The organism is Streptomyces sp. SM11 (assembly GCF_002910905.1).
Taxonomy (GTDB): domain Bacteria; phylum Actinomycetota; class Actinomycetes; order Streptomycetales; family Streptomycetaceae; genus Streptomyces.
Genome location: NZ_NEUE01000222.1, coordinates 16,180 through 40,016 on the forward strand (window position 1 = coordinate 16,180; position 23,837 = coordinate 40,016).

Below are 23,837 nucleotides of genomic sequence, written 5' to 3' on the forward strand. Positions count from 1 at the left end.
ACGGAGAAGGGACCACCATGCCTGCAGCCCTCACCCTCCAGCAGTTCCGAGCCGATCTCGCCGAACTGCTCCACGAGGAGCCCGAAGAGGTCGACCTCGACGACAACCCCGTCGGCGCGGGGCTCGATTCCCTTCGCCTCGTCACGCTCACCGAGCGCTGGCAGGAGTACGGCATCGATGTCTCCTTCATCGACCTCGCCGAACTCCCCACCTTCCAGCACTGGTGGCAGTTGCTGGACGAACGGCAGCGAGCACGACAGGAAGCAGGACACCATGGCGACGCCTGAACACGCCGTTCACCGGCACCCGTTGCTCGGCGCCCAAGAGGGCATCTGGACCGGGCACCAGCTCGACCCCTCCAGTCCTGCCTACAACACCGCCGAATACGTGGTGATCGAAGGCCCCGTCGACGTGGACCACTTCGAAGCAGCCCTGCGCCGGGCGGTCGAGGAGACCGAGGCCCTGCACTGCGTCTTCACGGCGGACGAGGAGGGCCGCCCCGGGCAGGTCGACACAGCTGTACCCAGGTGGCACCTCCACACCGCCGACCACTCCGAGGCACCCGACCCCCACGCCGCCGCACTGCGCTGGATGGACGAGGACATCGCCCGCCCCGTTGACCTGACCCACGGCCCGCTGTTCGGCCACGCCCTGTTCCGCCTGGCCCCCGACCGGCACCTCTGGTACCACCGCGTCCACCACATCGCGCTCGACGGCTTCGGCCTGTCCCTCGTCGCCCGCCGGGTCGCCGACCTCTACACCTCCCTCGTGGCCGCCACCGAGCCGGGCCCGAGCGGCTTCGGCACGCTCGCCTCCGTACGGGAGGAGGAGGCCACCTACCGTACGTCCGAGCAGTTCATCCGTGACCGGGACCACTGGAACCGCAGGTACGCCGACCGGCCCCAGGTCGCCACCCCTGCAGACCGCTCCGCACTACCGGCCGCCTCCTTCCTCCGGGACACCGCCGATCTCGACGCAGGACAGACGGCAGCGCTGCGAGCCACCGCCCGGGCCCTGAAGGTGTCCTGGTCAGAGATCCTCCTCGCCGTGACTGCCGCCCATCTCCACCGCGCCACCGGGGCGCCGGAGATCGTGCTCAGCGTGCCCGCGATGGGCCGCTTCGGATCGGTGTCCCTGCGCGTGCCCGCCATGGTCCGCAACGTCCTGCCGCTGCGGGTCCCCGTCGTCCCGGACGACAGTCTGCGGACCCTGGTCACCACCGTTTCCCGGGAGATACGCGCCGCTCTGCCGCACCAGCGCTACCGCTACGAGCAGATCCGCCGCGACCTGCGGCTCGTGGGCGGCGGGCGACGCCTCTCCGGCCCCGGCGTCAACATCATGCCCTTCGCCTACGACCTGCGTTTCGCCGGACACCGCAGCACCGTCCACAACGTCTCGGCCGGCCCCGTCGACGACCTCGCCGTCAACGTGTACGACCGTTCCGAAGGCACCGGCCTGCGCTTCGCCGTGGACGCCAACCCCGACCTGTACACCGCCGACGACGTGAGGGAGCACCGCAGGGCGCTGTTCACCCTGCTGACGGAGGCGGTCGCCGAGCCCGAACAGCCGCTCACCGCCCTGCCCTCCGCGCGGACCACCAGCGGCACACCACCGATCCACGTGCTGGAAGGTGACCCGCTGCCCGCACCGCCACGCCCCGTGCTCTCGCTGATCGCCGACCACGCGGCCCGCCGCGGCGGTGCGGTGGCCGTCGAGGAGGGCGGGCGGAGCCTCACGTACGCCGGTCTCTTCGGCGAAGCCCGCCGCTTCGCCCACCGACTCGCCGGACGCGGTGTGAGCAGCGGCGACCGGGTCGCCATCGCACTGCCCCGGGGCATCGAAGCCGTCACCGTCCTGATCGGAACCATGGTCGCCGGGGCCGTCTACTGCCCCTTCGACCCGGGCGCCCCGGCGGACCGTACTGCCGCCCTGCTCTCCTCCGCCGCCCCCGCCCTCGTCGTCACCGAGCAGCGGTACGCCCATCTCTTCCCCGACAGCGAGATCCTGCTGACCGACGGTCCGCAGGGGACGGAGCCCGAGCGTGCGGTGCTCACCGCGCCGGGGCCGGACGACCTGGCCTACCTGCTCCACACCTCCGGCTCCACCGGGCAGCCCAAGGGCGTCGAGGTCGGGCACGGCGCACTGGCCCACTTCGTCGCCGCCGCCGGCCTCCGCTACGGGCCCGGGCGCACCGACCGCGTACTCCAGTTCGCGCCCCTCCACTTCGACACCAGCGTCGAGGAGATCTTTCTGACCCTGTGCTCCGGTGCCACCCTGGCGATCCGCGAGCCGGACATGACGGACTCGATCCCGCACTTCCTCGCCGCGTGCGAGCGCCTGGCCGTCACGTTCCTCGACCTGCCGACCGCGTACTGGCACGAAGTGGCCTACGCCCTGTCCACCGGAGCGGCCACCCTGCCGGGCAGCGTACGTACCGTCGTGATCGGCGGCGAGGCAGCCCTGCCCGGGCGCGCGGCCCGGTGGCGCAAGGCCGCCGGTACGGACGTTCGCCTGGTCAACACCTACGGGCCGACCGAGGGAACGGTGGTGGCCACCGCAGCCGACCTGAACGACCCGGCTCTCGCCCCCGATGACACCCCCGTGGGCCGCCCTCTGCCCGGCAGCCGGGTGGCCGTGATCGACGGCGAGCTGTACCTGCTGGGTCCCGCGCTCGCCCACGGCTACCGAAACCTGCCCGAGGAGACCACCGAGCGATTCGTGCGGCTGGACGTTCTGCCCGCCGCGCCACGCGCCTACCGCACCGGCGACCGCGTGGAGGCCGGGACGGACGGTCTCCTGCGCTACCTCGGCCGCGTGGACGACGAGTTCAAGATCAGCGGCCACCGGGTCCAGCCAGCCGAGGTCGAGAGCGCCCTGCTCGCCCACCCGGGCATCAAGGACGCGGCCGTGGTGGGGCAGGCACTGCCCGACGGTGCCCGAAGGCTCACCGCGCACCTGGTCCCCGCCGTGGACCGGCCCTCGCTCTCCGCGGTGCGTGACCACCTCAAGGCCCGGCTGCCCGCGGCGATGATTCCCACCTCGCTCAGCTTCCTGCCCCGCCTGCCCCGCACGGCGTCCGGCAAGACGGACCGCGCCGCCCTGATCGAACGGATCCTCTCGCCGGGAGCGGCTGACGCCACCTCAGGGGACGACACGCTGACGCAGGCCGTCACCGATGTCTGGCGGCAGGTGCTGGCGGCCGGTGACCTCACCGAGCACGACGACGTCTTCGACCGCGGGGCCCAGTCCCTCCAGGCCATCCAGGCCGCCAACCGCCTGGCCACCGAACTGGGGAGGGAGGTGAAGGTGGCCTGGCTCTTCCAGCACGCCACTTCCGCCGCCCTCGCCGCGTTCCTGGCCGCCGATACCGGTTCCCGTCCGGGCGACCCGGCGACCGGGTCCGTACTGCCGTCCACGCTGGCCGCCGACACCGTCCTCGCCCCCGACATCCGACCGGGGGCCGACACGGCCGCCTGGCCGCCCCGGAGAATCCTGCTCACGGGGGCCACGGGCTTCGTCGGTACCCACCTGCTCGCCGAACTGCTGAGCCGCACCGCTGCCGAGGTGGTCTGCGCTGTACGGGCGGCGAGCCCCGAAGCAGCCCGGGAACGTATCCACTCGGCACTGGTGGCGGCCGGCCTGTCGCTGTCGCCGGACCAGCACCGCCGGGTGAGCCCGCTCCCGGCCGACCTCGCCCGGCCTCTTCTGGGCCTGGAGCAGGGGCAGTTCGACGACCTCGGGACCACCGTCGACGCCATCGTCCACAACGGTGCGGCAGTGAGTGTGGTCCGCGACTACACCGCGCTCCGCCCGGCCAACACCGACTCCACCCACGACCTCCTGCGGCTGGCCGCACCGCGACGCGTCCCCCTGCACTACGTCTCCACCCTCTCGGTCGGCCCGCCCCGTGCCCTGAGCCCCGAGTTCCCGGAGTCCTTCCTCGCCGTCCACCAAGGGTTGCGCTACGGATACCAGCAGACCAAGTGGGCCTCCGAACGCCTCCTGGAACAGGCCGACGAGCGCGGTCTGCCGGTCACCGTCCACCGGCTCGGCCGCGTCGTCGGACCGATCGGCACGGGCAAGGTCAACCGCCAGGACTTCCTGTGGACGGTCCTGCGTGCCGGAGTACCCGCCGGCGTCGTGCCCGACCTCTTCACCGAGGAGTCGTGGACCCCGGCCGACCGGGTGGCCGCCGAGATCGTGGCGACCGGCCCCGGAACGCGGCGCCCGGCCGCGGCGGTCCACCACCACGCGGGAACCCCGGTGCGCCAGGAAGACCTGCACCGCTGGCTGCGCGAGTACGGCTACGCGGTCGAGACGCTTCCCCTGGACACCTGGCGGGAGCGAATACCGCAGGACAGCGAGGACGCTGCAGCGGTTCTGGCGTTCTTCGACTCCCTGCCCGAAGCACCGATCGGCACGGGCGGAGACCTCGCCCTGGCAGCCGTTCAGGCGGACCACGTGCGCACCGGCCTCACGGCAGCGGAGGGTCCCCTCCAGCCCGCTCACCCGGTGATCGACCGGGCGGCCTTCTTCCGGCAGCTGGACCACTGCGTGGCCCGGGGCGACCTCCAGGCCCCGGCCGCACCCGGTTCCCATGAGTCGGGAACTGGCGCCGAACCCCGTCCGACTCTTGATGCGAACCCCGGCCACGGGCCGGCCATGAACTAGGAGCACACATGTCCACCAAGCGGATCGCCGCCCTCGGAATGATGGCCGTCGTCGGCCTCGCGACCGCCGGATGCGGGGACTCGTCGGACGGGAAGACGGCGGCCGCCGAGAAGCCCGCCGCCTCGTCCTCCTCCGGCGGCTACCCGGTGACGCTGCAGAACTGCGGGGTGCAGCAGACCTTCACCAAGGCCCCCGAGCGCGTCGTCGTCATGAACGGCGCCTCGGTCGCCGAGGTCTCCACCCTGCTGGCCCTGGGGCTGAACGACCGCATCGTCGTCAACCAGCAGACCTACGGCCTGTCCGAGGTACCGGGCCGCGCCGACGAGATCAAGAAGCTGCCGAAGGGCGACATCAAGCTCAATGACGCCTTCGACATCCCCCGCGAGGCGATGCTCGCCCAGCGCCCCGACCTCGTCCTGTCCACCACCGCCTACGGCTTCGACGCCAAGAACGGCTTCGCCACCCGCGACCAGCTGACGCAGGTCGGCGCCAACAGCTACATCTCGCCGCAGGGCTGCGACCAGGACACCGCCAAGATGACCATGGAGGACAGCCGGACCCTGCTGCGCGACATGGGCAAGATCTTCGGCGTCAGCGACCGCGCCGAGAAGCTGATCGCCGCGTCCGACAAACGCATCGCCGAGGTCGCCGAAAAGGTCAAGGGAGAGAAGAAGCCCAAGGTCATGGTTCTCTTCTCCAACATGAGCATGGGCGGCAACGACTTCAGCTCCGTCGTCGCCAAGGGCATCTACAACGACATCCTCGCCCACGCGGGCGGCACCAACGCCTTCGAGAACGCGGCCAAGGGCTCCTTCGCCGACCTCAGCAAGGAGAAGGTCGCCGCCGCCGACGTGGACGCCCTCGTCGTCATCAGCTACAACGACCCCGACCCCACGGCGTACGCCAAGAAGCTGCTCAAGGAGTTCCCCCAGTGGACGGCCTCGAAGAACGACGCGTACGTGGTGCTGTCCGACTCGATCTACCTCGGCCCCAGCAACGACCTGGCCGTGGAGAAGATCGCCAAGGCACTCCACCCCGACGCACTCTGACCGGACTGCGGCTCTCCCTCGGCGTCACCGTCCTGACAGTCGCGCTGATCGCTGCCATGATCACGGCGATCAGCATCGGCGCGGTGACCATCCCGGTCGCCGACGTCTGGACCGTCGTGGCCCACCACCTCACCGGACAGGGGGCCACCGACGACCCGGCACTGGACCAGATCGTGTGGAACTTCCGCACGCCCCGGGTCCTGCTCGCGGGCCTCGCGGGTGCCGGGCTTGCGGTGGCCGGAGCCGTCCTCCAGACCCTCGTCGCCAACCCGCTGGCCGACCCGACCGTGCTCGGCTTCTCCTACGGAGCCTCCTTCGGGGCGGTCCTGGTTATCACCGTCGGCGGGATCGGCATCGGGGGAGTGGGCGTGGCGGGAGCAGCCTTTCTCGGCGCTCTCGCCACCGGGGCGGTGGTCTTCGCCCTGGGCCGCCGCCGAGGCCGCCTGGCTCCCACCCGCCTCGTCCTCGCGGGGGTCGCGGTCGGATACGTGCTGCTCTCGGCGACCAGCTTCGTCCAGCTCTGGGCCACCCCTACCGAGCTGCGCACGGTGATGTTCTGGATGCTCGGCAGCGTTGCCGGAGCCCAGTGGGACCAACTGCCCGTCGTCGCCACCATCGTCCTCACCTGCACGGCCCTGCTCGGCCTCTTCGGCCGGCGGCTCAACGCCGTCCTGGCGGGCGATGAATCCGCCACCGCCCTCGGAGTGGACGTCAACCGGCTGCGTGCCGTCCTGCTGGTCATCACCGCCCTGCTCACCGGCTCGGTCATCTCGGTGGCCGGCGGCATCGGCTTCGTCGGGCTGATGATCCCCCATCTCGTACGCCTCACCGTCGGCGCCGACCACCGGCGGCTTCTTCCGCTCACCGCGCTGCTCGGAGCCGTCTACCTCGTCCTCGTCGACCTCCTCTCCCGCACCCTCATCCGCCCGAACGAACTGCCGCTCGGCATCCTCACCGCCCTGCTCGGCGCCCCGTTCTTCGTCTGGCTGCTGCGCCGCAACAAGGGCTTGGACACCGTATGAAGCTCACCGTCGACCAGGTCCACGTCGAACTGGAAGGCACACCCGTCCTCCAAGGGGTCGACCTGGAGGTCCTGCCCGGAGCCGTCGTCGGACTCGTCGGCCCCAACGGCAGCGGCAAATCCACCCTCCTCCGGACCGTCTACCGCTCACTCCGCCCCACCAAGGGTGTCGTGAGGGTCGGTGACGACGACGTCTGGCGTCTCGCCCCCCGTACCGCCGCCCGCCGTACCGCCGCGGTCCTCCAGGACCCGGCGGGCAGCACCGGTGGCCTTACCGTGGCCGAGATCGTCGAACTCGGCCGCACTCCCCACCACGGGCTGGTCGGCCGCGAGGACCCCGACGACCGGCGCGCCGTCGCCGACGCCATCGACCGCTGTGGCATCCGCCCCTTCGCCACACGCGAGTACGCCTCCCTCTCCGGAGGCGAACGCCAACGCGTCCTCCTCGCACGCGCCCTGGCCCAGGAGCCGCGCCTGCTGGTCCTGGACGAACTGACCAACCACCTCGACATCCGTGCCCGCTTCGAACTCCTCGACCTCATCCGCTCCACCGGTGTGAGCACCCTCGCGGTCCTGCACGACCTCGACCTCGCAGCCCGCCTCTGCGACCTGATCGTCGTCCTCGACCAGGGCGCGGCGGTCGCCGCCGGCCCGGTACTCGACGTCCTCACCCCCGGTGTGATGCGCGAGGTGTTCGGTGTCGAAGCCACCACCACGCGGCACGACGACGGGATCGTGCGGATCGCGTACGGAGCGCATCCGCTGGCAGAGACGAGGGAGGCCGGTCAGGCACGGGTGTCACTGTGACCACGCAAGCATCTGGTGATCGGCGGGAACTATCCGCACCGGCCCACCGACTACTTCCGCGGTGGGCGATCACCCACCGTGCCATGGCTACCGTCCGCCAGGAGTGTCCGTGCTACGACCCCGCGCTACTCTCGTCGTCCTCGCCGCCTCGACCGTGCTGATCGGCGGGTGCTCCGCCGGCCCCGGCACATCGGGTTCCGCCAGCACGGTGCTGCGCGTCGGCCTGAGCGAGGAGTCCGGCGCCCTGGACCCTCATGCGTTCACCGGCAACTTCGTCCTGCTCGACGCGGTTTACGAGCCCCTCGTCACCTACGCGGAGGGCGGGAAGCTGAAGCCGGGACTCGCGGAGTCGTGGAGCGTCGCCGAGGACGGCAGAAGCGTCAGCTTCGACCTGCGGGACGGTGTCACCTTCACCGACGGAACGCCCTTCGACTCCGCCGCCGTGAAGTGGAACTTCGACCGGTGGGTGGGCAACAAGAAGTTCACCTTCTTCCGGGCCTCCCAGGTCATCTCGGCCGTGGAGACCCCGGACAAGGACACCGTCAGGCTGACTCTCTCGGAGCCGTACGAGCCGCTCCTGCAGGAACTGTCGATCATCCGGCCGGTACGACTGCTCAGTCCGAAGGCGGCGAAAGCCGACGGCACGTTCCAGAAGGCTGTCGGAACCGGGGCGTGGAAGCTGGAATCCCACTCCGCGACAGGGGCCAAGCTGGTACGCAACGACGACTACTGGGGGACCCGGCCGAAGCTGGAGCGGGTCGAATTCAAGGTCATACCGGACTCCCAGGCCCGGCTCGACGCACTGAGCAACCGGGAGATCGACCTCATCGGCGGCGCCTACCAGGCCCCGATCACACCGGTCGAGGCCAAGACACTGAGCGGGCGCGGAGGCATCACGTCGCTCGTCGGCGATCCGGACGTCTCGATCATGCTCGGGTTCAACGCCGACGGCCCGGCCGGAGACCGAGCCGTGCGCGAGGCGGTGCGCCAGGCCATCGACACCACCGCCCTGACCAAGGCCCTGTTCCAGGGCTACGGCAAACCCGCACGGCGGGTGTTCCCCCCGAACGTGCCCGACTCGGGCACCGACCTGCCGGACTACTTCGACCAGGCAGCGGCCCGCAGCACACTGGACGCCGCCGGGTACACCCTCGACGGCGGAAACCGGGTCAAGGACGGAAAGCGGCTCTCCCTCAAACTGCTCATCCCCGCCACCCCCGCCCAAGGGCAACTCGACCCCCGCTCGATGGCCGAGGCCATCGCCGGATCCCTCAAGGAGGTCGGCATCGCCGTCGACATCTCCCCGGTCGACGCCGCCGCGTACTACGACGAGCGGGCGGAAGGCACCTACGACATCACCTTCTTCGAGGGACTCGGCGCACCCTACGACCCCTCGGGTTCGATCGTCTCCATGTTCACCTCAGGAGCCCGCGGCCCGCTCTGGGTGACCAAGGCCACCGAAGACCTGGTCGACAAGGCGGTGTTCGCGGACGACCCCACCGCACGCGCCGCCGCGTACCAGAAGCTCTACGACGAGGTCGCAACCGACGCCGGCTTCGTCCCCCTGGTCTACCGGCCGCGGATCTACGCGACCCGGGACACGGTGAAGGGATTCGCCGTCCCGCCCACGGACGTGGACCTGGAGCTCACCGGGGTGACGGTCGGGTGAGACCGCTCGGCCGGCTGGCGACCGCCGGCGGTCACATCGCGCGGTGGACCGTGGACACCGTCGGCGTGCTGCTGGCGATGTCGGTGGGGACCTTCGCCCTCGTCCTGCTCGCGCGGGGCGACCCCGCGGCGGTGCTGGCGGCGACCCGTGCTGGCCGCCCCGCCACGCCGGAGCAGATCGAGGCCGTCCGCGGGGAACTCGGGCTCGACGACCCGGCACCCGTGCGCTACGTACGGTGGCTCGCCGATGCCTGCACCGGCGATTTCGGGCGCTCGTTGCGTACGGACGCCGCGATCGGCCCCGAAGTCGCGGACCGGCTGGGTGTCACGCTGGCACTGGTGGGCGGATCCGCTGTGGTCGCCGTCGTGTTCGGGGTGGGTGTCGGCGTCGCCGGTGCGGTACTCCGGCGCGGAGTGCTACGCGGGGCGCTGCGCACCGGCGCGCTGCTGGTCAGCTCGATCCCGTCGTTCTGGCTGAGCTACCTCCTCGTCCTGTATCTGGCGATCCGCCTCGGGCTGCTCCCGACATCAGGCATGGCGGGCCCCTCGACGTGGCTGATGCCGATGGCCGTACTGGGCCTGCCCGTTGCCGGTGTCCTCAGCCGCGTGGTCGCCGTCACGCTGCGCGATGCCCTCGACCGGCCTTACGTACGCGCGGCGCAGGCACGCGGCAGTGGAACGCTGTCGATCGTCATCCGCGACGGCCTGCCCAACGCTGCCGGACCGATCCTCTCCGTCGCCGCGTTCGGCATCGGCACCCTTCTCGTGGCCACCGTCGTGGTGGAACAGATCTTCGGCTGGCCTGGCATGGGCGCCTACTTCGTCCAGGCCGCCGGTTCCCGGGACGTCCCGGCGCTCCAGGCGGCCACCCTCGTCATGGGAGGCGGCTTCATCCTGGCCAACCGCTGTGCCGATGTGCTGCAGGGGCTCATAGATCCCCGTTCCCGGCGGGGCGGGGACGCCCGTTCCCGCCGTCGGCCCACGCTCCTGGGGAGCAAGACCTCGGGCACGGACGCGGCGCTCCGCGAACCGGTCGAAGTTCCGGGAGCGCGAATCCGGAAGGGGCTGTCATGACCGTTGAGGCACGAAGTCCGGGGCGCCGCGTGTGGATCGGCACGGTGCTGCTGGCACTGCCCCTGATCCTCTTCGCGGTCGTCGGGATACTGGCCCCGGTCCTCTCCCCGGCCGATCCGACTGCCAACGACCTCGCGGCCGGGCTGCTGCCGCCGTCCTCGGAGCACCCGCTCGGTACCGATCAGCTCGGCCGGGACCAGCTCAGCCGGATCCTGCACGGTGCCCGGATCTCCCTTTCGGTCACCGCGGCCGTGCTCGCGGTCGCCCTGACGGCCGGTACCGTCATCGGGGCCGGCGCGGGCTACCTCGGCGGATGGGTCGACCGGGCCGTCTCCCGGGTGATCGACGTGGTGGTCTCGCTGCCCGGCATGCTGGTGACCCTCGCGGTCATCGGCGTACGGGGACCCGGTGTGGAGAACTTGATCCTGGCGCTGTCCCTCTGGTCGTGGGCGCCGTACGCGCGGATCGCGCGCGCCCGCGTCGCCGACCTGCGCAAGAGCCCCCATCTGGACGCACTGCGCCTGCTCGGCGCTGGCCGTGCACGCATCCTCGGCAGGCACCTGCTCCCGCCAGCACTGGCGCCCTGTCTCGTCTACGCCAGTACCGATGTCGGCACCATCGTCCTCGGCGTGGCCACGCTGAGTTTTCTCGGCCTGGGTGTCGCCCCGCCGAACGCCGAGTGGGGACAGATGCTCGTCGAGGGCAGGGCGTTCATGGAATCCGCGTGGTGGCTCGCCTATCCGCCCGGCATCGCCATTACGGCAGTGGTGTTCGCCAGCAACCTGCTCGGTGAGCGGCTGGCGGCCGGCGAGGAACGGCCCTCCGTCCTCCGCCTGGTCCGGCCGACACGAACCGGGTCGGCGTGGGCGATGCGCCGGAAGGCTGCACCGTCCGCGCCCCGCGTCGCCGAACGCACGACATCCTCCCCACCGGAGACGGTGCCAGGACGCCCCGGAGAGACCCCGGTCCTCCGTGTGCGGGACCTCACTGTCACCTACCCGCGGGACGGTGAGCGGCGTCGCGTCGTCGCGGGCATGTCGTACGAGGTCCGCCGGGGCGAAGTCCTCGCCCTCGTCGGCGAGACCGGCAGCGGCAAGACCACGGCCGCACTGGCCCCGTTCGGCCTGCTGGACCCGTACGCGGTGGTCACCGGCTCCGCCGCGCTGGCGGACGGCGCCGGAACGTGCGAGATGGTCGGGCTCACCACGGCGGAGCGCCGCCGGATCAACGGCCACAGGGTCGGAGTGGTCTTCCAGGACAGCGGGGCTGTTCTCAACCCGCTCAGGACGATCGGCGCGCATGTCGACGAGGCGGTCCGCAACGCGGGCCGCGGAGGGCGGCGCCCCGCGACCCGCCGGGTCACCGAGGAGCTCCTGCGCATGGCCGGCCTGCCCGACCCCACCACGACCGCACGCGAGTTCCCCCACCAGCTGTCCGGCGGAATGCGTCAGCGGGCGCAGATCGCCATGGCTCTGGCCTGTGAGCCGGAGCTGCTGATCGCCGACGAGCCCACATCCGCCCTCGACGTCACCGTGCAGGCCCGACTGCTCGACCTGCTGGCGCGCTTGCGCGAGGAGCTGGCCATGTCCATGGTCGTCGTCAGCCACGACCTCGGGGTGGTGACCCGGCTGGCCGACAGAGTCGCCGTCGTGTACTCCGGCCGGATCGTGGAGACAGGGCCCCTCGCCGCCGTGCTCACCCGACCTGACCACCCGTACACGCGGGGGCTGCTGGACGCGGTCCCGCGCCCGGGCACGGCACCCGGTACCCGGTTCCGCACCATGCCCGGCCAAGGAGGCACCGGCCCGGACGACACCATCGGTTGCGGGTTCGCCCCCCGCTGCCCCCTTGCCATGGCCTCCTGCGTGGACGCGGCACCTCCTCTGGAAGCACTGGCAGGAGCGGCCACGCACCGGTCGGCCTGCCTTCGGCACCCCGGTGAGCCGACGGTCGCCGTGGGAAAGGGAGACAGCTCGTGCTAGAGATCGTGGACGTGAGCGCCCGTCACGGCGGCCCGAACGCCGTGACGGTGGTCAAGGACGTCACGATGAGTGTGGCGGCCGGTGAGATCGTGGGGCTGGTCGGCGAGTCGGGCTGCGGCAAGACGACCCTGGCGCGCGTCGTGACCGGGCTGCACCGCCCCGATGCGGGAGCGGTGCGCGTGGGAGAGGTGGACGTACACGCGATCCGGGGGCGGCGCGCTCTTCGCGCTCACCGGAGGCAGGTCCAGATGGTGTTCCAGGACCCTTCTCTGACGCTCAGCCCGCGCCAGACGGTACGGCAGGCCATCGAGGAACCTCTGCGCATCCACCGGCTGGGTGACGCACGGTCCCGTTCGGCGCGCGTCGGTGAACTCCTCGACCTCGTCGGGCTGAACCCGGAGGTGGGGGACCGCCGCCCCCGCCAGTTGTCCGGAGGACAGCAGCAGCGGGTGGCGATCGCCCGCGCGCTGGCTCTGGAACCCCGGCTGCTCATCTGCGACGAACCGGTCACGGCACTCGACGTGTCCGTCCAGGCGAAGGTCCTCAACCTCCTGTGCGATCTGCGGGAACGACTCGACCTCGGTTGCCTGTTCATCATCCACGACCTCGCCGTCGTATCGCAGTTGGCGGACCGGATCGCCGTCATGCAGGACGGCCGCATCGTCGAGCAGGGCCGCACCGAGGACCTCACCACGCGCCCCCGCCACGCCTACACCCGCAGTCTCCTCGCGGCCATCCCCACCATGGAGATACCAGCGGTCAAGGACGCCGTTCGGAGCTGATCACGGACCAACCCGAGCAGCCCGGTCCACACAGCGGGAACAGCCTTCGGATCCGGTAATAGCGGGAACTTTCCAGGACATGGGACCGACATGTAGGTATGACCATCGCCTGTCTTGAGATGCTCTCCTTCGGCCTCGCCCACCTTGCCCGCGCCGCACACGAGTCGGGCGAGCGACTGGTACTGCTGACCGGTGTGGAGCCGCTGTACCTGCACGAACTCGCCACCCTGCCCGCCGGATCCGTCGAAGTCGTCGCGGTCGACACCGGCGACCGAAAGGCGGTTACCGAGGCTCTCGCGTCGATCGAGGACCTTCGCGGCCTCATCAGCTCGACGGACACCTGGGGCGTGGCCGGTGCCGAACTCGCCGCCGAGTTCGGCCTGCCCGGCATCGACCCGGCCGTCATCCGCCTCGTACGCGACAAGGCCCGCGTGCGCGACCTCCTGTACAGCAAGGGACTCAGCCCGTTCGGAGCCATGCCGGTGGAGAAGGCTGCTGCGGTGGATCTGGAACGGCTCGCCGCGACCGTCGGGCTGCCCGCCATCGTCAAGGACACGGCAGGCACCAGCAGCCGGAACGTGTGGCTCGTCCGCGACGCCCAGGACCTCTCCCGGTTCCACCAGGAGGCCGAGGGCGCCTCCCTCTTCGGAGGGCTGTTCGCAGAGCCGTTCCTCGCCGGACCGGTCTACAGCGCGGAGACGGTGACCTGGGCGGGGGAGACCAGGCTGCTGGGCCTCTCCAGCCGCCTCATGTCCGCGCAGCCCTTCTTCCGGGAGGATGTGACGGCGTTTCCCGTCGCGCTGCCGCCGGCGGAGCTGAGGGAGATCGAGGCGTGGCTCGGGGAGGTTCTCGCAGCGCTCGAATACACCGACCGGTTCGCCCACATCGAACTGTCGATGACGGCCGACGGGCCACGGCTGATCGAGGTCAATCCCCGCATCGGCGGGGCGCTGGTCGGGGAATCCATGTGCCGCGCGCTCGACGTGAACGTGTACGGCGGTCTGGTCGACCTCGCACTCGGTGTCCGGCCACGGCTGCTCGACGCCCCCTTGTCCGGAGGCCCGGCTGTCGCGTTCGTCCTCGCCTACCCGACTCAGGAGGGCGAACTCGTCGCCGTACACGGTCTTGAGGACATCTCCCGCTACCCGGGGCAGCCCACGTGGTATCCGACGAAAGCGATCGGAGCGGACATCGACCAACTGACCGACGGACGGGGCTATGTGGGCATCGTGCTCGCCGAGGGCCCCACCGCGGAGATCGCCACGCACCGTGCGGTCACCGCGGCGGGAGCCGTGCATGCCGAGACGCGCCCCCGGTGCTAGGCGGCTTCCGACCCGCGGCTGCCTCGTACGATCAGCCGTCGGGCGTGGTTGTCGAAGGGCTCGGCGTCGAAGCCGCCGAAGCACTCGACGTCGGTGAACCCCGCCTCGACGAGCATCGTCTTCAGCTCGAAAGCACTGTAGAGGGTGTGCTCGACGAACGCCGTCCGGGCCCGCTCGCCCTGGACCAGGATGAAGTCGTCCCGGAACCGTTCCCAGTCACCGAGGATCGTGCCACGGACGATCATCGTGCCGCCCTCGACATCCAGGATGTGCGGCAGACCGCCGTCCCGGGCCAGGATCTCCTTCCCGTACAGGTCGATCAGGAAGTGACCTCCCGGCTTGAGACTCGCCCGCACGTTCCGCAGGACCCGCATGTTCTCGTCGTGATCGGCGAAGAGACCGAAAGAGGTGTACATGCTGATGGCCAGATCGAACCGGTCAGGCTCGATGAACTCACGCATGTCCGCCCGGACGAGCCGCAGCTCCACTCCGGCTTCCGACGCCCCCTCCTTCGCGCGCCGGAGCAGAGCCTCACTGAGATCCACACCGGTGACCGCGGCCCCGCTCCCGGCCAGCGGAATCGCGTACGCCCCCGGCCCGCAACCGAGATCGAGCACCGCGGCACCGGCAGGCACCCGCAGCAGCGGGGACGAGCCGACCCGGGCCCGGGCCTCCTCGGCACGTCCGGCGGAGAACAATACATCCGAGAAATCGACCCACAACGTCTCGTCCTCGAACCATTCCATCGCCGTCTCCTTCACTCGTCACGCGTCGTATCCCTTGTGAAACAAGTCGGCACAGAGACCCGCCAAGTTCCAGAAGACCTGAACGACCGAGAGAGGCTCACTCATGGATCATGATTCCGGCAGGACCGAACTCGCTGTGCGCCGCGCGTCCTTGCAGCTCATCGAGACGGTGAAAAGCTCCCGTGGCGAGATCAACTCCGTCGACACCTGCATGGTCACCCTCACGTACGACGGGATAACCGCCTTCGGCGAGGGCACACCGACCGAGTACAGCGGAGTGACCGCCGACGACGTTGTGGATGCGGTGGAAGCCGAGGGCATGCAGATCCTCGGGCCGAACCTGAACAACCCGCAGCTCGTCCTCGATCGCATCGAGCATTGGGACGCACCGGCCGGTGCACGGATGGCTCTGGACGGTGCGGTGCACGACTGGATCGGCAAGGCCGCGGGCCGGCCGACCTGGGAGCTGTTCAACATGCCCAGAACTCTGGGGCCGACGGTCTACACGATCAGCATGGCGAGTCCGGACGAAGCCGTGAGCGCGGTCCGCAAGGCACCGGAGGTGGGTGCGCTCAAGGTGAAGGTCGGCGGGCCGGACGACCTCGAGGCGCTGGAGGCGATTCGGGCAGTGACGGCGCTGCCCGTCCGTATCGACGCGAACGAGGCGTGGGACCTCGACACCGCACGCGCGCTCACACCTCGTCTGCGCCAACTGGGCATCCAGCTCATCGAGCAGCCGTTCCCCACCTCGGCCGTCGACGACTACCACCGCTACCGGGAGTTCCCGGACCGGCTGCCGGTCTTCCTCGACGAGGGGTGCACCGACGTCGCCAGTGTCCTCGCCGCACGCTCGTACGCCGACGGCATCGTCGTCAAGCTGTGCAAGGCCGGCGGAATCCGGGGGGCTCGCAGGGTCATGGAGGCGGGCCGGGAAGCCGGGCTCCGGACCATGCTCAGCTGCATGTGCGAGTCCGAGCTGGCCATCAGCCAGGCCGCGCAGCTCGCTCCGCTCGCCGACCACATCGATATGGACGGACACCTCTACCTCAGCGACCCCCCGTTCCGGGGACTCCGCCTCCATGACCGCAGTATCGTCCTGGGCAATGAACCGGGCCTGGGAGTCCGCCCGTCACGCTGACCGCCGCACCGGCAGCGGGAACTTCTCCCGCTCTCGGCACGACATGTAGAAGGGACGCGTATGCGTCGCACGACGGGAGGGGAACGATGGACTGGTATGAGGACCTGAACTTGTGGTCCGGCTTCTCTGCGGTGCTCTTCTCGCCCGAGAGGGAGCGGCGGGCCGCCGAGGTGGTGACCACGTCCCCGCTGCTCGCTTTCCCGGCGGGCAGCCGCGTGCTCGACCAGTGCTGCGGCGTCGGGGTGTACACCGTGCCCCTGGCCGCTCAGGGGTACCGGACCACAGGTGTGGATCTCCACAGCGAACTGCTCGAACGAGCTGCCGTCGTCTGCGCGGACGCCAAGGTCGAAGCCGCGCTCGTCCAGGCGGACGTGCGCGAGTACGTGGCACCGGGAGCATTCGACGTCGTCCTGAACATGTACACCTCCTTCGGCTACTTCGAGGACCCCGAGGAGAACCTCCAAGTCCTGCGCAACGCCCACGAGTCACTGGCACCGGACGGACAGTTGATCGTGGACCTGCTCAGCAAGGAGACGTACGCGTCCTGGGTCGGCCCTCCGAAGATCGTCGACATTCCGGGCGGCATGGTCGTCATGCGCGACACCATCCTGGACGACTGGACCCGCTACCGGACCGACTGGACGATGGTGCGGGGCAACACGGCCGAGCACTCCTCCCTCACCTGCTACGTCTACAGCGCCAGGGAACTGCGGGACATGTTCCAGCAGGCCGGCTTCGAGGAGGTCGAGTGCTTCGGTGACTGGGACGGCCGCCCGTACGACGGCGGAGCCACCCGCCTGATCGTGCGAGGGAAGAAGGCACGGACGGCGTGACGTTCACTCGACGTGAGGCGCCGGGCGGTTCCGTACTGTCCGGCGTCCGCTCGTTCACCGGCACACAGCGCGCCCTGCTCGGCAGCGGATTCCTCGTCAACCTGATCAGCTTCTCCGTCTACCCGTACCTGGCCATCCTCCTGCGTGACCGGATGTCACTCAGCATGGGCCAGGTGGGAGTCGTCCTCGGACTCGCCACCTTCGTGCAGTTCGCCGGCGGCGTGCCGGGCGCTGCCCTCGCCGAGCGCATCGGGTTCCAGCGCTGCCTTCTGATCTCGATGGTCCTGCAGACAATCGGATCCCTGGGATTCGTCGTCGGCGGTGCCTGGCCGGCGGTGACCATCGCCGCGCTGTTCCTGCGATCGGCTGCCACGGCTCTCTACTCGCCGAGCGTCAGAGGCTATACCGTCCACGGCGCGAGCGAGACGGAACGGCCACGCCTGGTGGCCGCGAGCTACGCAACGGGGAACGTCGGCGTCGCGCTCGGCCCCGTGGTCGGTTCCCTGTTCATCCACGAACCCGGCGGGATGTTCGTCGCCGCCACCGTGCTGCACGCGCTCATGATGGTCGGCCATGTGTTCCTGCCCCGGGAGAGCAGGGACGAGCAAGAAGTGGTTGAGCCGCTGCGCCGGGCGCTCCGGGGACTCGCTGTCCTGCCCTTCGCCGTAACCGCTCTGACGCTCTACCTGCACATGCACTTCTACCAGTACCTGTCGTCCTACGCCGAGCACCGGGTCCCCACCGTGTTCTACGGCGCGGCCATGATGGGCTACTCCCTGGTGCTGGCCGTGCTGCAGCCCTTGATCGCCGACCGTGTCGAGCAGATGCGCTACACCAAAGCGATGGCGCTCGGCTTCGGGGGCCTGGCAGTCGGCATGATCGCGTTCACCGGTGGCAACGAGGTGGCGTTCGCCGTCGGCATCCTCTCCATCGGCGCTGGAAACTCCGTACTGCTCCTGAAGAACGTCCTCGAAGCACTCGCCCGCTCGAAACGCTCCCCAGCCGTGGTCTTCAGCCACCAGCGGCTGGCCGAAGGCGTTGGCGCCTTCCTCAGCGGGCTGGTCGGCGGCAGGCTCTACTACCAGTTCGAGACCGCTGGACAACTGCCCGGATTCTGGGTGGCCGTCGCCGCCCAGTGCGTGCTGATTCCCCCGGCCCTGCTGCTCATGTACCGCCGATTCCGGCGTCCCCAGCGTGAAAGGACAGGCTCGTGATGAACCCCGCAGACGCTGTCACCACCGCCCGCGCCGTCGCCGAGCGGTTGCGGAAGGACGCGGTCGAGAGACAGCACGCCAACCAGCCGCCGCTGGCCGAGATCCAGATGCTGCGCGAGAGCGGGCTGCTCGCCGTCGATCCCGACGACCACCGCACGACGCACGCCGTCACCCGGCTCGTGTCCGCCGGCGACGCCTCGATCGGACACCTCCTCGGCTATCACTACCTGCACCTGTGGCGTGCCTCGCTCTACGACAACGACGAACTGGCGCGCTCGCTGCGGCAGGATGTCGCGGCCGACCAGTTGTTCGTGGCGGCCGTGAGCAACCCGCGCGACACGATCGTCGCCCGCGAGACCGGCGACGCGCTCTCGATCTCCGGCCGAGGCGCGTTCGCCACCGGCTGCGCCGTCGCCGACCGCCTCTTCGTCAGCGCGACCCGCGCCGATCGCGCGGCGCGGCTCGTGGTCGTAGCCCGTCGCGGAGCAGGCGGCGTCTCGCACCCGTCGGACTGGGACAACCTGGGCCAGCGTCTGAGCGCGAGTGGGAGCATCGTCTTCGAGGACGTCCGAGCCGACCCCGGTGATGTGCTGGGCACGTTCCCAGCCGACGAGGACGATTCGAGCACGCGCTGGCTTCGCCTGTCACTTGTCTCCCTGGCCTTCCAGGCGGTGCTCACGCAGGTCCTCGTCGGTATCAGCGAGGGCGCCCTTGCCGAAGCCGCCCAGTACACACGCGAGATTTCGCGCCCCTGGCCGGCAAGTGGTCTGGAGAACGCCGTCGACGACCCGCACATCCTCGCCGGGTATGGACACCTCGACGCTGACCTTCGTGCAGCACAACTCCTCGCCGACGAAGCGACCCGTGCCTTCTCGGACGCCGACGCAGCCGGTCTCGCGCTGACTTCGGCCGAACGTGGCCGGGCAGCGCTGGCTGTCTCCGCTGCCAAGGTGATGTCCTCCCGCACGGCTACGGAGACAACCAGCCGCATCTTCGAACTCACCGGTGCTCGTGCGACGGCATGTTCCTCAGGTCTGGACCGGTTCTGGCGCGACGCCCGTACGCTTACGTTGCACGATCCTCTCGTGTACAAGGAGCAGGAACTCGGCAATTTCCGTCTCACCGGGAAGACTCCGCGGATCACCGCGTACAGCTGAGGACGCTCTGTCTGCCTGAGCTGACACTTTCGGCGAAGTGTAGGAGGTTCCTGAACTTGAGTTGCAGCACGGGTTTACCTATGGCTTCGGATCGCTCCTGGGCGTGACGGTGGCCGTGTTCTGGCAGCCGACGAGGTGCGTCGAGCGCGTTGTCTGACCCGGTTCTCGCACCGGGTGTGAGCCGCCCACGTGGGGCTTGGCCCTGATGCTGCCTCACTTCGTGCCGGACGAGTGAACCGGTCGCGGTGTTCTCCGGATCGAAGTCCGTAGTCCAGGAGGCCGGAAAGTAGGTTTTGCCCCGGTCATCTCCGAGGCCAACCGTGACCGATGGCTGTCCGATGACGCAAATGCGGAGTGCGTGGCGATCCATGAGCCGCCCGCAGAGGATTTCTGACCTGCGGCTTCATGCATGCGCCAGGCTTTGGCGGCTTCAGCCGGGGCCTCGACGGTGGACTAGTAGGGCTTGGTCATGTGTCGTTTGTGATGGCGTGTCTTCTTGATCGGTCGTGTCGTTGATCGTGTGTGCTGGGTGAGGAGTTGGCTGCGGTCCGGTGTGATCTGGAGGACTTCGCGGCGGAGATGTTCGAGCCGTTCGCGCGGGCGGATCAGCGCCGGTGGGGCGGGGTCTATCTGCGGGGCCTGCTGCTGGACGGCTGGCGTAAGTCGGTGGAGCCGATGGCCGCCCGCCTGGGTGAGGAGGGTAACCGGCAGGCGCTGGCCCACTTCGTGACCTCCAGCCCGTGGGATGCGGCGCATGTGCGGGCCCGGCTGGCCTGGCGCATGCAGCCGGTCATCAAGCCCACCGCGTTGGTCATCGATGACACCGGCTTCCTCAAGGACGGGGACGCGTCGGCGTGCGTGAGCAGGCAGTACACCGGCACGGCGGGCAAGGTCACCAACTGCCAGGCCGGGGTCTCGCTGCACCTGGCTTCCAACGGTGCCTCGGCGGCGGTGAACTGGCGTCTGTTCCTGCCCGGGAGCTGGGATCCCTCCTCGTCCAAGGCCGATCCGGCCAAAGTGGCCCGCCGTGACAAGTGCGCCATCCCTGCCCAGGTGGGCCATGTCGAGAAGTGGCAGCTGGCCCTCGACATGATCGACGAGACGCGGTCCTGGGGTATCGAGGTGCCCCAGGTCATTGCCGACGGTGGCTACGGGGACACCGCCGCCTTCCGGCTCGGCCTGGAGACACGCGGACTCGACTACGTGGTGGGCATCTCGACAACAACCACCGCACAACCCGAGGATGCACGGCCGTCGACCCCGACCTACCTCGGCAGGGGCCGACGGCCGGTCCCTGCCTATCCCGAGTCGGCACAGTGGGTGAAGGACATGGTCATCGCGGCCGGTAAATCTTCCGCGCGGCCGGTGCAGTGGAGGGAGGGATCACGGCCGGGCAGCGGCCGCAGCGGGCACAAACGCATGTACTCCCGCTTCGTTGCCCTGCGGATCAGGCCCGCCGGGCGCGAGATCCGCCAGGCCACGACCACCGCCGACCTTCCGGTCCGCTGGCTGCTGGCGGAGTGGCCGGCCGACCAAGACGGGCCCGTGCAGTTCTGGCTCTCCAACCTGCCCGAGACCACCCCGTTGCCCGTCCTCGTGCGCACCGCGAAGCTCCGCTGGCGCATCGAGAACGACTACCGCGAGATGAAACAGGCCCTCGGCCTGGCCCACTTCGAGGGCCGGACCTGGCCAGGCTGGCACCACCACGTCACCCTCGTCTCGGTCGCCCACGCCTTCTGCACCCTGCAGCGACTGAGCCTTTTCCATCCTCACCCTGAGCTGGTCAGATGAAGGGTGAGGACGGCTTGGACGAGGCTGGTGAGCCGGGTGGTCGAGCACCGCAGTTTGCGCAGGAGCAGCCAGGACTTGGAGGTGGTCACACCTGTTCGGCGAGGGCGCGGATCTTGGTGTGGGACCGGTCCACCGCCTGCTGATCAGCGAAGGGGATCTCCCGTCGCCCCCGGTACGGGGTGCAGACCACGTCACCGGCACTCCGGTAACCCTTGTCCGCCCAGCAGGTCATGTATCAGCCCAGCCGCCAAGCTCTGCAATCAGGTTGGCGGGGGTTCAATGGCCGCCAGGGGTTCAGCTCGAGGCCTTGCGGTCCGTGAACCAGAGGGCTGCTCCTGCTGCGGCAACTGCGAGGCCCAGAAGCAGGAAGGGGAGGCCCGGACCGGGAAGAACGTACATCGCTGCTCCGACCAAGATGAGGGCGATGCCGATCGGCGTCACCACAACGCCGGCGCGGGACGGGGACATGCTGGCTGCTTCTTTCTTGCTCATCGAGCCCTCCCTCACGTGATTGCAAGCTCGGCGGCTGGGCTGACAACGTGGTGAAGCCACTGATAGATGGGTTTTCGACCAGGAGAACCGTCTCCACCAGAGGCTTCACGTGCTTGTTTACCCGTCGGGCGTCGACGTGTCCAGTTCCGCCCTTCGCTTCCTCACGCAGCAACTGCGGCGCCACCGCCGCGCGATCGGCTCCCGGTGGCGGCGCCTGAGCGCCGGCCGTCAGTCACTACTCACCCTCGCCCATCTGCGGATGGGACACACCTATGCCCAGCTCGCGGCCGGGTTTGGCATCGGCACCACGACGGCCTACCGCTACGTCACCGAGGCGGTCGGGCTCCCGGCCGCTCTCGCCCCGAGCCTGGCCGACGCGGTGCGGACCGCATCGACGAAGGCGTACCTGATCCTGGACGGCACCCTCCTTCCTATCGACCGCATCGCCGCAGACCGGCCGTTCTACTCCGGCAAACACAAGAAGCACGGCATGAACGTCCAGGTCATCGCTGACCCTTTCGGCCGGCTGCTGTGGGCCTCACCGGCCCTGCCCGGCGCCGTCCACGACATCCGGGCGGCCCGTGAACACGGCATCGTCGACGCTCTCGCCGAGGCAGACATTCCGTGCTGGGCCGACAAGGGATACCGAGGCGCCGGCGGCACGGTCCGCATCCCGTGCTGGGGACGGTGGGAGACCCTCTCCGCAGGCCAGCAGGCTGTGAACCGGTCCCACGCGAAGATCCGGGCCCCCGTCGAGCAGGCCGTCGCCACCCTCAAGTCCTGGCGGCTCCTGCGCAAACTGCGGTGCTCGACCACCCAGATCACCAGCCTCGTCCAGGCCATCCTCACCCTTCATCTGACCTGCTCAGAGTGAGGATGGAAAGGGCTCACTGAAAAGATCCCCAAAAGAGACGGCGTCGGCCTGAGCCTCTACCGAGTCGTCCGCGAACTGCAGATACTCCTCGCGACCTGGACCGGCGCCTGCCCCACCTGTCACCGCGACATGCCCGACCCCGCACCAACATGACCAAGCACTACTAGTGTCTCGTGATCCTGATCGTGTCAGTTTGAGTTGTTATTAACGAGTTTCTTCATGTTGGTCTGGACGACGCGGACCTTCGCGAGGATCTCTTCGGCGGACGCGGTCCAGGTGAAGGGATTCGCGTCCTCGTTCCAGGAGTTGATGTAGTCGCGGATCTGCTTGACCAGGACGTTGACGCTGGAGAACGTGCCCCGGCGAATGGACTGCCGAGTCAGGATCCCGAACCAGATCTCGATCTGGTTCAACCATGAGGAACCGATGGGAGTGAAGTGGAAGCGGATGTGGGGGTTCTTCTCCAGCCATGCCTTCACCTCCGGCGTGGTGTGCGTGGACAGGTTGTCCAGGACGACATGGATCTCCTTGCCGGCGTGCGGCTTGGTCGCCTTCTTCAGGAAGGCGAGGAAGCTTGCCCCGTTCCGGCTCGGCCTGCACTCGCCGGTCACCTCACCGGTATGGACATTGAGGGCGGCGAACAGATTGGTGGTGCCGTGCCGTACGTAGTCGTGGGTGCGCTTCTCGCCCGCGCCGAAGGTGACCGGCAGTACCGGCTGGGTTCGGTCCAGCGCCTGTATCTGCGTCTTCTCGTCAATGGACAGCACCACCGCGCCGCCGGGCGGGGCCAGGTACAGGCCGACGACATCGGCGACCTTGTCCGCGAATGCGGGGTCCTTCGAGATCTTGAAGGTGCCGTTCCGGTGCGGCTTGAGGTTCTCCTCCCGCCAGATGCGGGCGACGTAGTGCCAGGACACCGAGATGCCCTCGCGCCGCTTCATGTGATTGACCAGCGTCCGCGTGGACCAGTGGGACAGCCCCGATTCCGTCGGCGGGGTTGTCTTCGTCAATGCGATCACCCGGGCCCGAGTGGTCGCGGGGACCTGATCGCGTCCGCCGCCGGGTTTCCGGGAAGCCAGTTGGGCAATCCCGCCCACGAGGTAACGGGCCTTGGCGCGGTCCACCGTATTCGGTGCGACTCCTGCGAGTTCGGCGATGTCCTTGCGTCGCCGCCCCTCGGCCGTCCACAGCACCAGGCGGGCCCGCAGAGCGGCAT

The 23,837-nt window shown here is 69.4% G+C and carries 19 protein-coding genes and 1 pseudogene; 16 read left to right on the forward strand and 4 right to left on the reverse strand.

Annotation, left to right across the window (positions count from 1 at the left end):
- Window positions 1-17 precede the first annotated feature (17 nt).
- The 10 genes from B9S58_RS22635 (at window position 18) to B9S58_RS22680 (ending at window position 14,376) form a co-directional block, all read left to right on the forward strand.
- Entirely contained in the window at window positions 18-287 is a 270-nt protein-coding gene (locus tag B9S58_RS22635; RefSeq protein WP_097880146.1) for a phosphopantetheine-binding protein, read from the forward strand.
- Window positions 274-4,671, forward strand: coding sequence for a non-ribosomal peptide synthetase (locus B9S58_RS22640; RefSeq protein ID WP_103533914.1), 4,398 nt, complete (start codon window positions 274-276; stop codon window positions 4,669-4,671). Before B9S58_RS22635 ends, B9S58_RS22640 begins: the two co-directional genes overlap by 14 nt.
- Window positions 4,672-4,679: 8 nt before the next feature.
- A complete protein-coding gene (locus B9S58_RS22645) occupies window positions 4,680-5,720 on the forward strand; it encodes an ABC transporter substrate-binding protein (protein ID WP_103533915.1) in 1,041 nt (346 codons plus the stop codon).
- A 56-nt stretch (window positions 5,721-5,776) separates the two neighbouring features.
- Window positions 5,777-6,742, forward strand: a complete 966-nt coding sequence (locus B9S58_RS22650; RefSeq protein WP_103533916.1) for an iron ABC transporter permease — start codon at window positions 5,777-5,779, stop codon at window positions 6,740-6,742.
- Complete coding sequence (locus tag B9S58_RS22655; protein WP_103533917.1) at window positions 6,739-7,548, forward strand: ABC transporter ATP-binding protein; 810 nt, start codon at window positions 6,739-6,741, stop codon at window positions 7,546-7,548. The genes B9S58_RS22650 and B9S58_RS22655 overlap by 4 nt, the downstream gene beginning before the upstream one ends.
- Window positions 7,549-7,657: 109 nt before the next feature.
- Window positions 7,658-9,217 carry an ABC transporter substrate-binding protein gene (locus B9S58_RS22660; protein ID WP_181009412.1) on the forward strand — a complete coding sequence of 520 codons (1,560 nt, stop codon included), beginning with the start codon at window positions 7,658-7,660 and terminating at the stop codon, window positions 9,215-9,217.
- Window positions 9,214-10,290: an ABC transporter permease gene (locus B9S58_RS22665; protein WP_103533919.1), complete on the forward strand. Its 1,077-nt coding sequence runs from the start codon at window positions 9,214-9,216 to the stop codon at window positions 10,288-10,290. The genes B9S58_RS22660 and B9S58_RS22665 overlap by 4 nt, the downstream gene beginning before the upstream one ends.
- On the forward strand, window positions 10,287-12,272 hold the full coding sequence (locus tag B9S58_RS22670; RefSeq protein WP_146063553.1) for a dipeptide/oligopeptide/nickel ABC transporter permease/ATP-binding protein: 1,986 nt from the start codon (window positions 10,287-10,289) through the stop codon (window positions 12,270-12,272). The genes B9S58_RS22665 and B9S58_RS22670 overlap by 4 nt, the downstream gene beginning before the upstream one ends.
- A complete protein-coding gene (locus B9S58_RS22675; RefSeq protein ID WP_103533921.1) occupies window positions 12,266-13,054 on the forward strand; it encodes an ABC transporter ATP-binding protein in 789 nt (262 codons plus the stop codon). Before B9S58_RS22670 ends, B9S58_RS22675 begins: the two co-directional genes overlap by 7 nt.
- A gap of 98 nt (window positions 13,055-13,152) precedes the next feature.
- A complete protein-coding gene (locus B9S58_RS22680) occupies window positions 13,153-14,376 on the forward strand; it encodes an ATP-grasp domain-containing protein (protein WP_103533922.1) in 1,224 nt (407 codons plus the stop codon).
- Here the strand turns inward: B9S58_RS22680 and B9S58_RS22685 are convergent.
- Window positions 14,373-15,122 (reverse strand): class I SAM-dependent methyltransferase, encoded by a 750-nt coding sequence (locus B9S58_RS22685; protein WP_097982494.1) that lies wholly within the window; start codon window positions 15,120-15,122, stop codon window positions 14,373-14,375. The two genes, B9S58_RS22680 and B9S58_RS22685, sit on opposite strands and share 4 nt — an antisense overlap.
- Before the next feature lie 103 nt (window positions 15,123-15,225).
- On the opposite strand from B9S58_RS22685, the gene B9S58_RS22690 reads away from it, so the two are divergent.
- The 5 genes from B9S58_RS22690 to B9S58_RS22710 all read left to right on the forward strand — a co-directional run bounded on the left by B9S58_RS22690 (window position 15,226) and on the right by B9S58_RS22710 (window position 21,255).
- Complete coding sequence (locus B9S58_RS22690) at window positions 15,226-16,260, forward strand: enolase C-terminal domain-like protein (protein ID WP_103533923.1); 1,035 nt, start codon at window positions 15,226-15,228, stop codon at window positions 16,258-16,260.
- Window positions 16,261-16,346: 86 nt separating this feature from the next.
- Window positions 16,347-17,093: a bifunctional 2-polyprenyl-6-hydroxyphenol methylase/3-demethylubiquinol 3-O-methyltransferase UbiG gene (locus tag B9S58_RS22695; protein ID WP_103533924.1), complete on the forward strand. Its 747-nt coding sequence runs from the start codon at window positions 16,347-16,349 to the stop codon at window positions 17,091-17,093.
- The gene (locus B9S58_RS22700) at window positions 17,090-18,307 is read left to right on the forward strand and encodes an MFS transporter (protein ID WP_103533925.1); all 1,218 of its coding nucleotides are present in this window, start codon (window positions 17,090-17,092) and stop codon (window positions 18,305-18,307) included. The genes B9S58_RS22695 and B9S58_RS22700 overlap by 4 nt, the downstream gene beginning before the upstream one ends.
- Window positions 18,307-19,464, forward strand: a complete 1,158-nt coding sequence (locus B9S58_RS22705; protein WP_103533926.1) for an acyl-CoA dehydrogenase family protein — start codon at window positions 18,307-18,309, stop codon at window positions 19,462-19,464. Before B9S58_RS22700 ends, B9S58_RS22705 begins: the two co-directional genes overlap by 1 nt.
- Window positions 19,465-19,986: 522 nt before the next feature.
- Window positions 19,987-21,255, forward strand: coding sequence for an IS701 family transposase (locus tag B9S58_RS22710; protein WP_103533927.1), 1,269 nt, complete (start codon window positions 19,987-19,989; stop codon window positions 21,253-21,255).
- Here the strand turns inward: B9S58_RS22710 and B9S58_RS22715 are convergent.
- Both B9S58_RS22715 and B9S58_RS37550 read right to left on the reverse strand, forming a co-directional pair.
- Window positions 21,234-21,487, reverse strand: a pseudogene (locus B9S58_RS22715) (transposase family protein); the annotation flags it as partial. The gene B9S58_RS22710 and the pseudogene B9S58_RS22715 overlap by 22 nt on opposite strands.
- A gap of 62 nt (window positions 21,488-21,549) precedes the next feature.
- Window positions 21,550-21,747: a hypothetical protein gene (locus tag B9S58_RS37550; protein WP_103416273.1), complete on the reverse strand. Its 198-nt coding sequence runs from the start codon at window positions 21,745-21,747 to the stop codon at window positions 21,550-21,552.
- A 109-nt stretch (window positions 21,748-21,856) separates the two neighbouring features.
- Between B9S58_RS37550 and B9S58_RS22720 the strand changes: the two genes are divergently transcribed.
- Window positions 21,857-22,621 carry a transposase family protein gene (locus B9S58_RS22720; protein ID WP_103533928.1) on the forward strand — a complete coding sequence of 255 codons (765 nt, stop codon included), beginning with the start codon at window positions 21,857-21,859 and terminating at the stop codon, window positions 22,619-22,621.
- A 188-nt stretch (window positions 22,622-22,809) separates the two neighbouring features.
- Here B9S58_RS22720 and B9S58_RS22725 read toward each other — a convergent pair.
- On the reverse strand, window positions 22,810-23,837 hold a 1,028-nt coding region (locus tag B9S58_RS22725), incomplete at its 5' end, for an IS630 family transposase (RefSeq protein ID WP_103532483.1).

Excerpts from the sequence above, each read along its gene's own strand:
- B9S58_RS22685 (WP_097982494.1), bottom strand. The coding sequence starts at position 15,122 with ATGGAATGGTTCGAGGACGAGACGTTGTGGGTCGATTTCTCGGATGTA.
- B9S58_RS22635 (WP_097880146.1), top strand. The coding sequence starts at position 18 with ATGCCTGCAGCCCTCACCCTCCAGCAGTTCCGAGCCGATCTCGCCGAA.
- B9S58_RS22695 (WP_103533924.1), top strand. The coding sequence starts at position 16,347 with ATGGACTGGTATGAGGACCTGAACTTGTGGTCCGGCTTCTCTGCGGTG.
- B9S58_RS22645 (WP_103533915.1), top strand. The coding sequence starts at position 4,680 with ATGTCCACCAAGCGGATCGCCGCCCTCGGAATGATGGCCGTCGTCGGC.
- B9S58_RS22680 (WP_103533922.1), top strand. The coding sequence starts at position 13,153 with ATGACCATCGCCTGTCTTGAGATGCTCTCCTTCGGCCTCGCCCACCTT.
- B9S58_RS22650 (WP_103533916.1), top strand. The coding sequence starts at position 5,777 with ATGATCACGGCGATCAGCATCGGCGCGGTGACCATCCCGGTCGCCGAC.
- B9S58_RS22640 (WP_103533914.1), top strand. The coding sequence starts at position 274 with ATGGCGACGCCTGAACACGCCGTTCACCGGCACCCGTTGCTCGGCGCC.
- B9S58_RS37550 (WP_103416273.1), bottom strand. The coding sequence starts at position 21,747 with ATGAGCAAGAAAGAAGCAGCCAGCATGTCCCCGTCCCGCGCCGGCGTT.
- B9S58_RS22655 (WP_103533917.1), top strand. The coding sequence starts at position 6,739 with ATGAAGCTCACCGTCGACCAGGTCCACGTCGAACTGGAAGGCACACCC.
- B9S58_RS22705 (WP_103533926.1), top strand. The coding sequence starts at position 18,307 with ATGAACCCCGCAGACGCTGTCACCACCGCCCGCGCCGTCGCCGAGCGG.
- B9S58_RS22690 (WP_103533923.1), top strand. The coding sequence starts at position 15,226 with ATGGATCATGATTCCGGCAGGACCGAACTCGCTGTGCGCCGCGCGTCC.
- B9S58_RS22670 (WP_146063553.1), top strand. The coding sequence starts at position 10,287 with ATGACCGTTGAGGCACGAAGTCCGGGGCGCCGCGTGTGGATCGGCACG.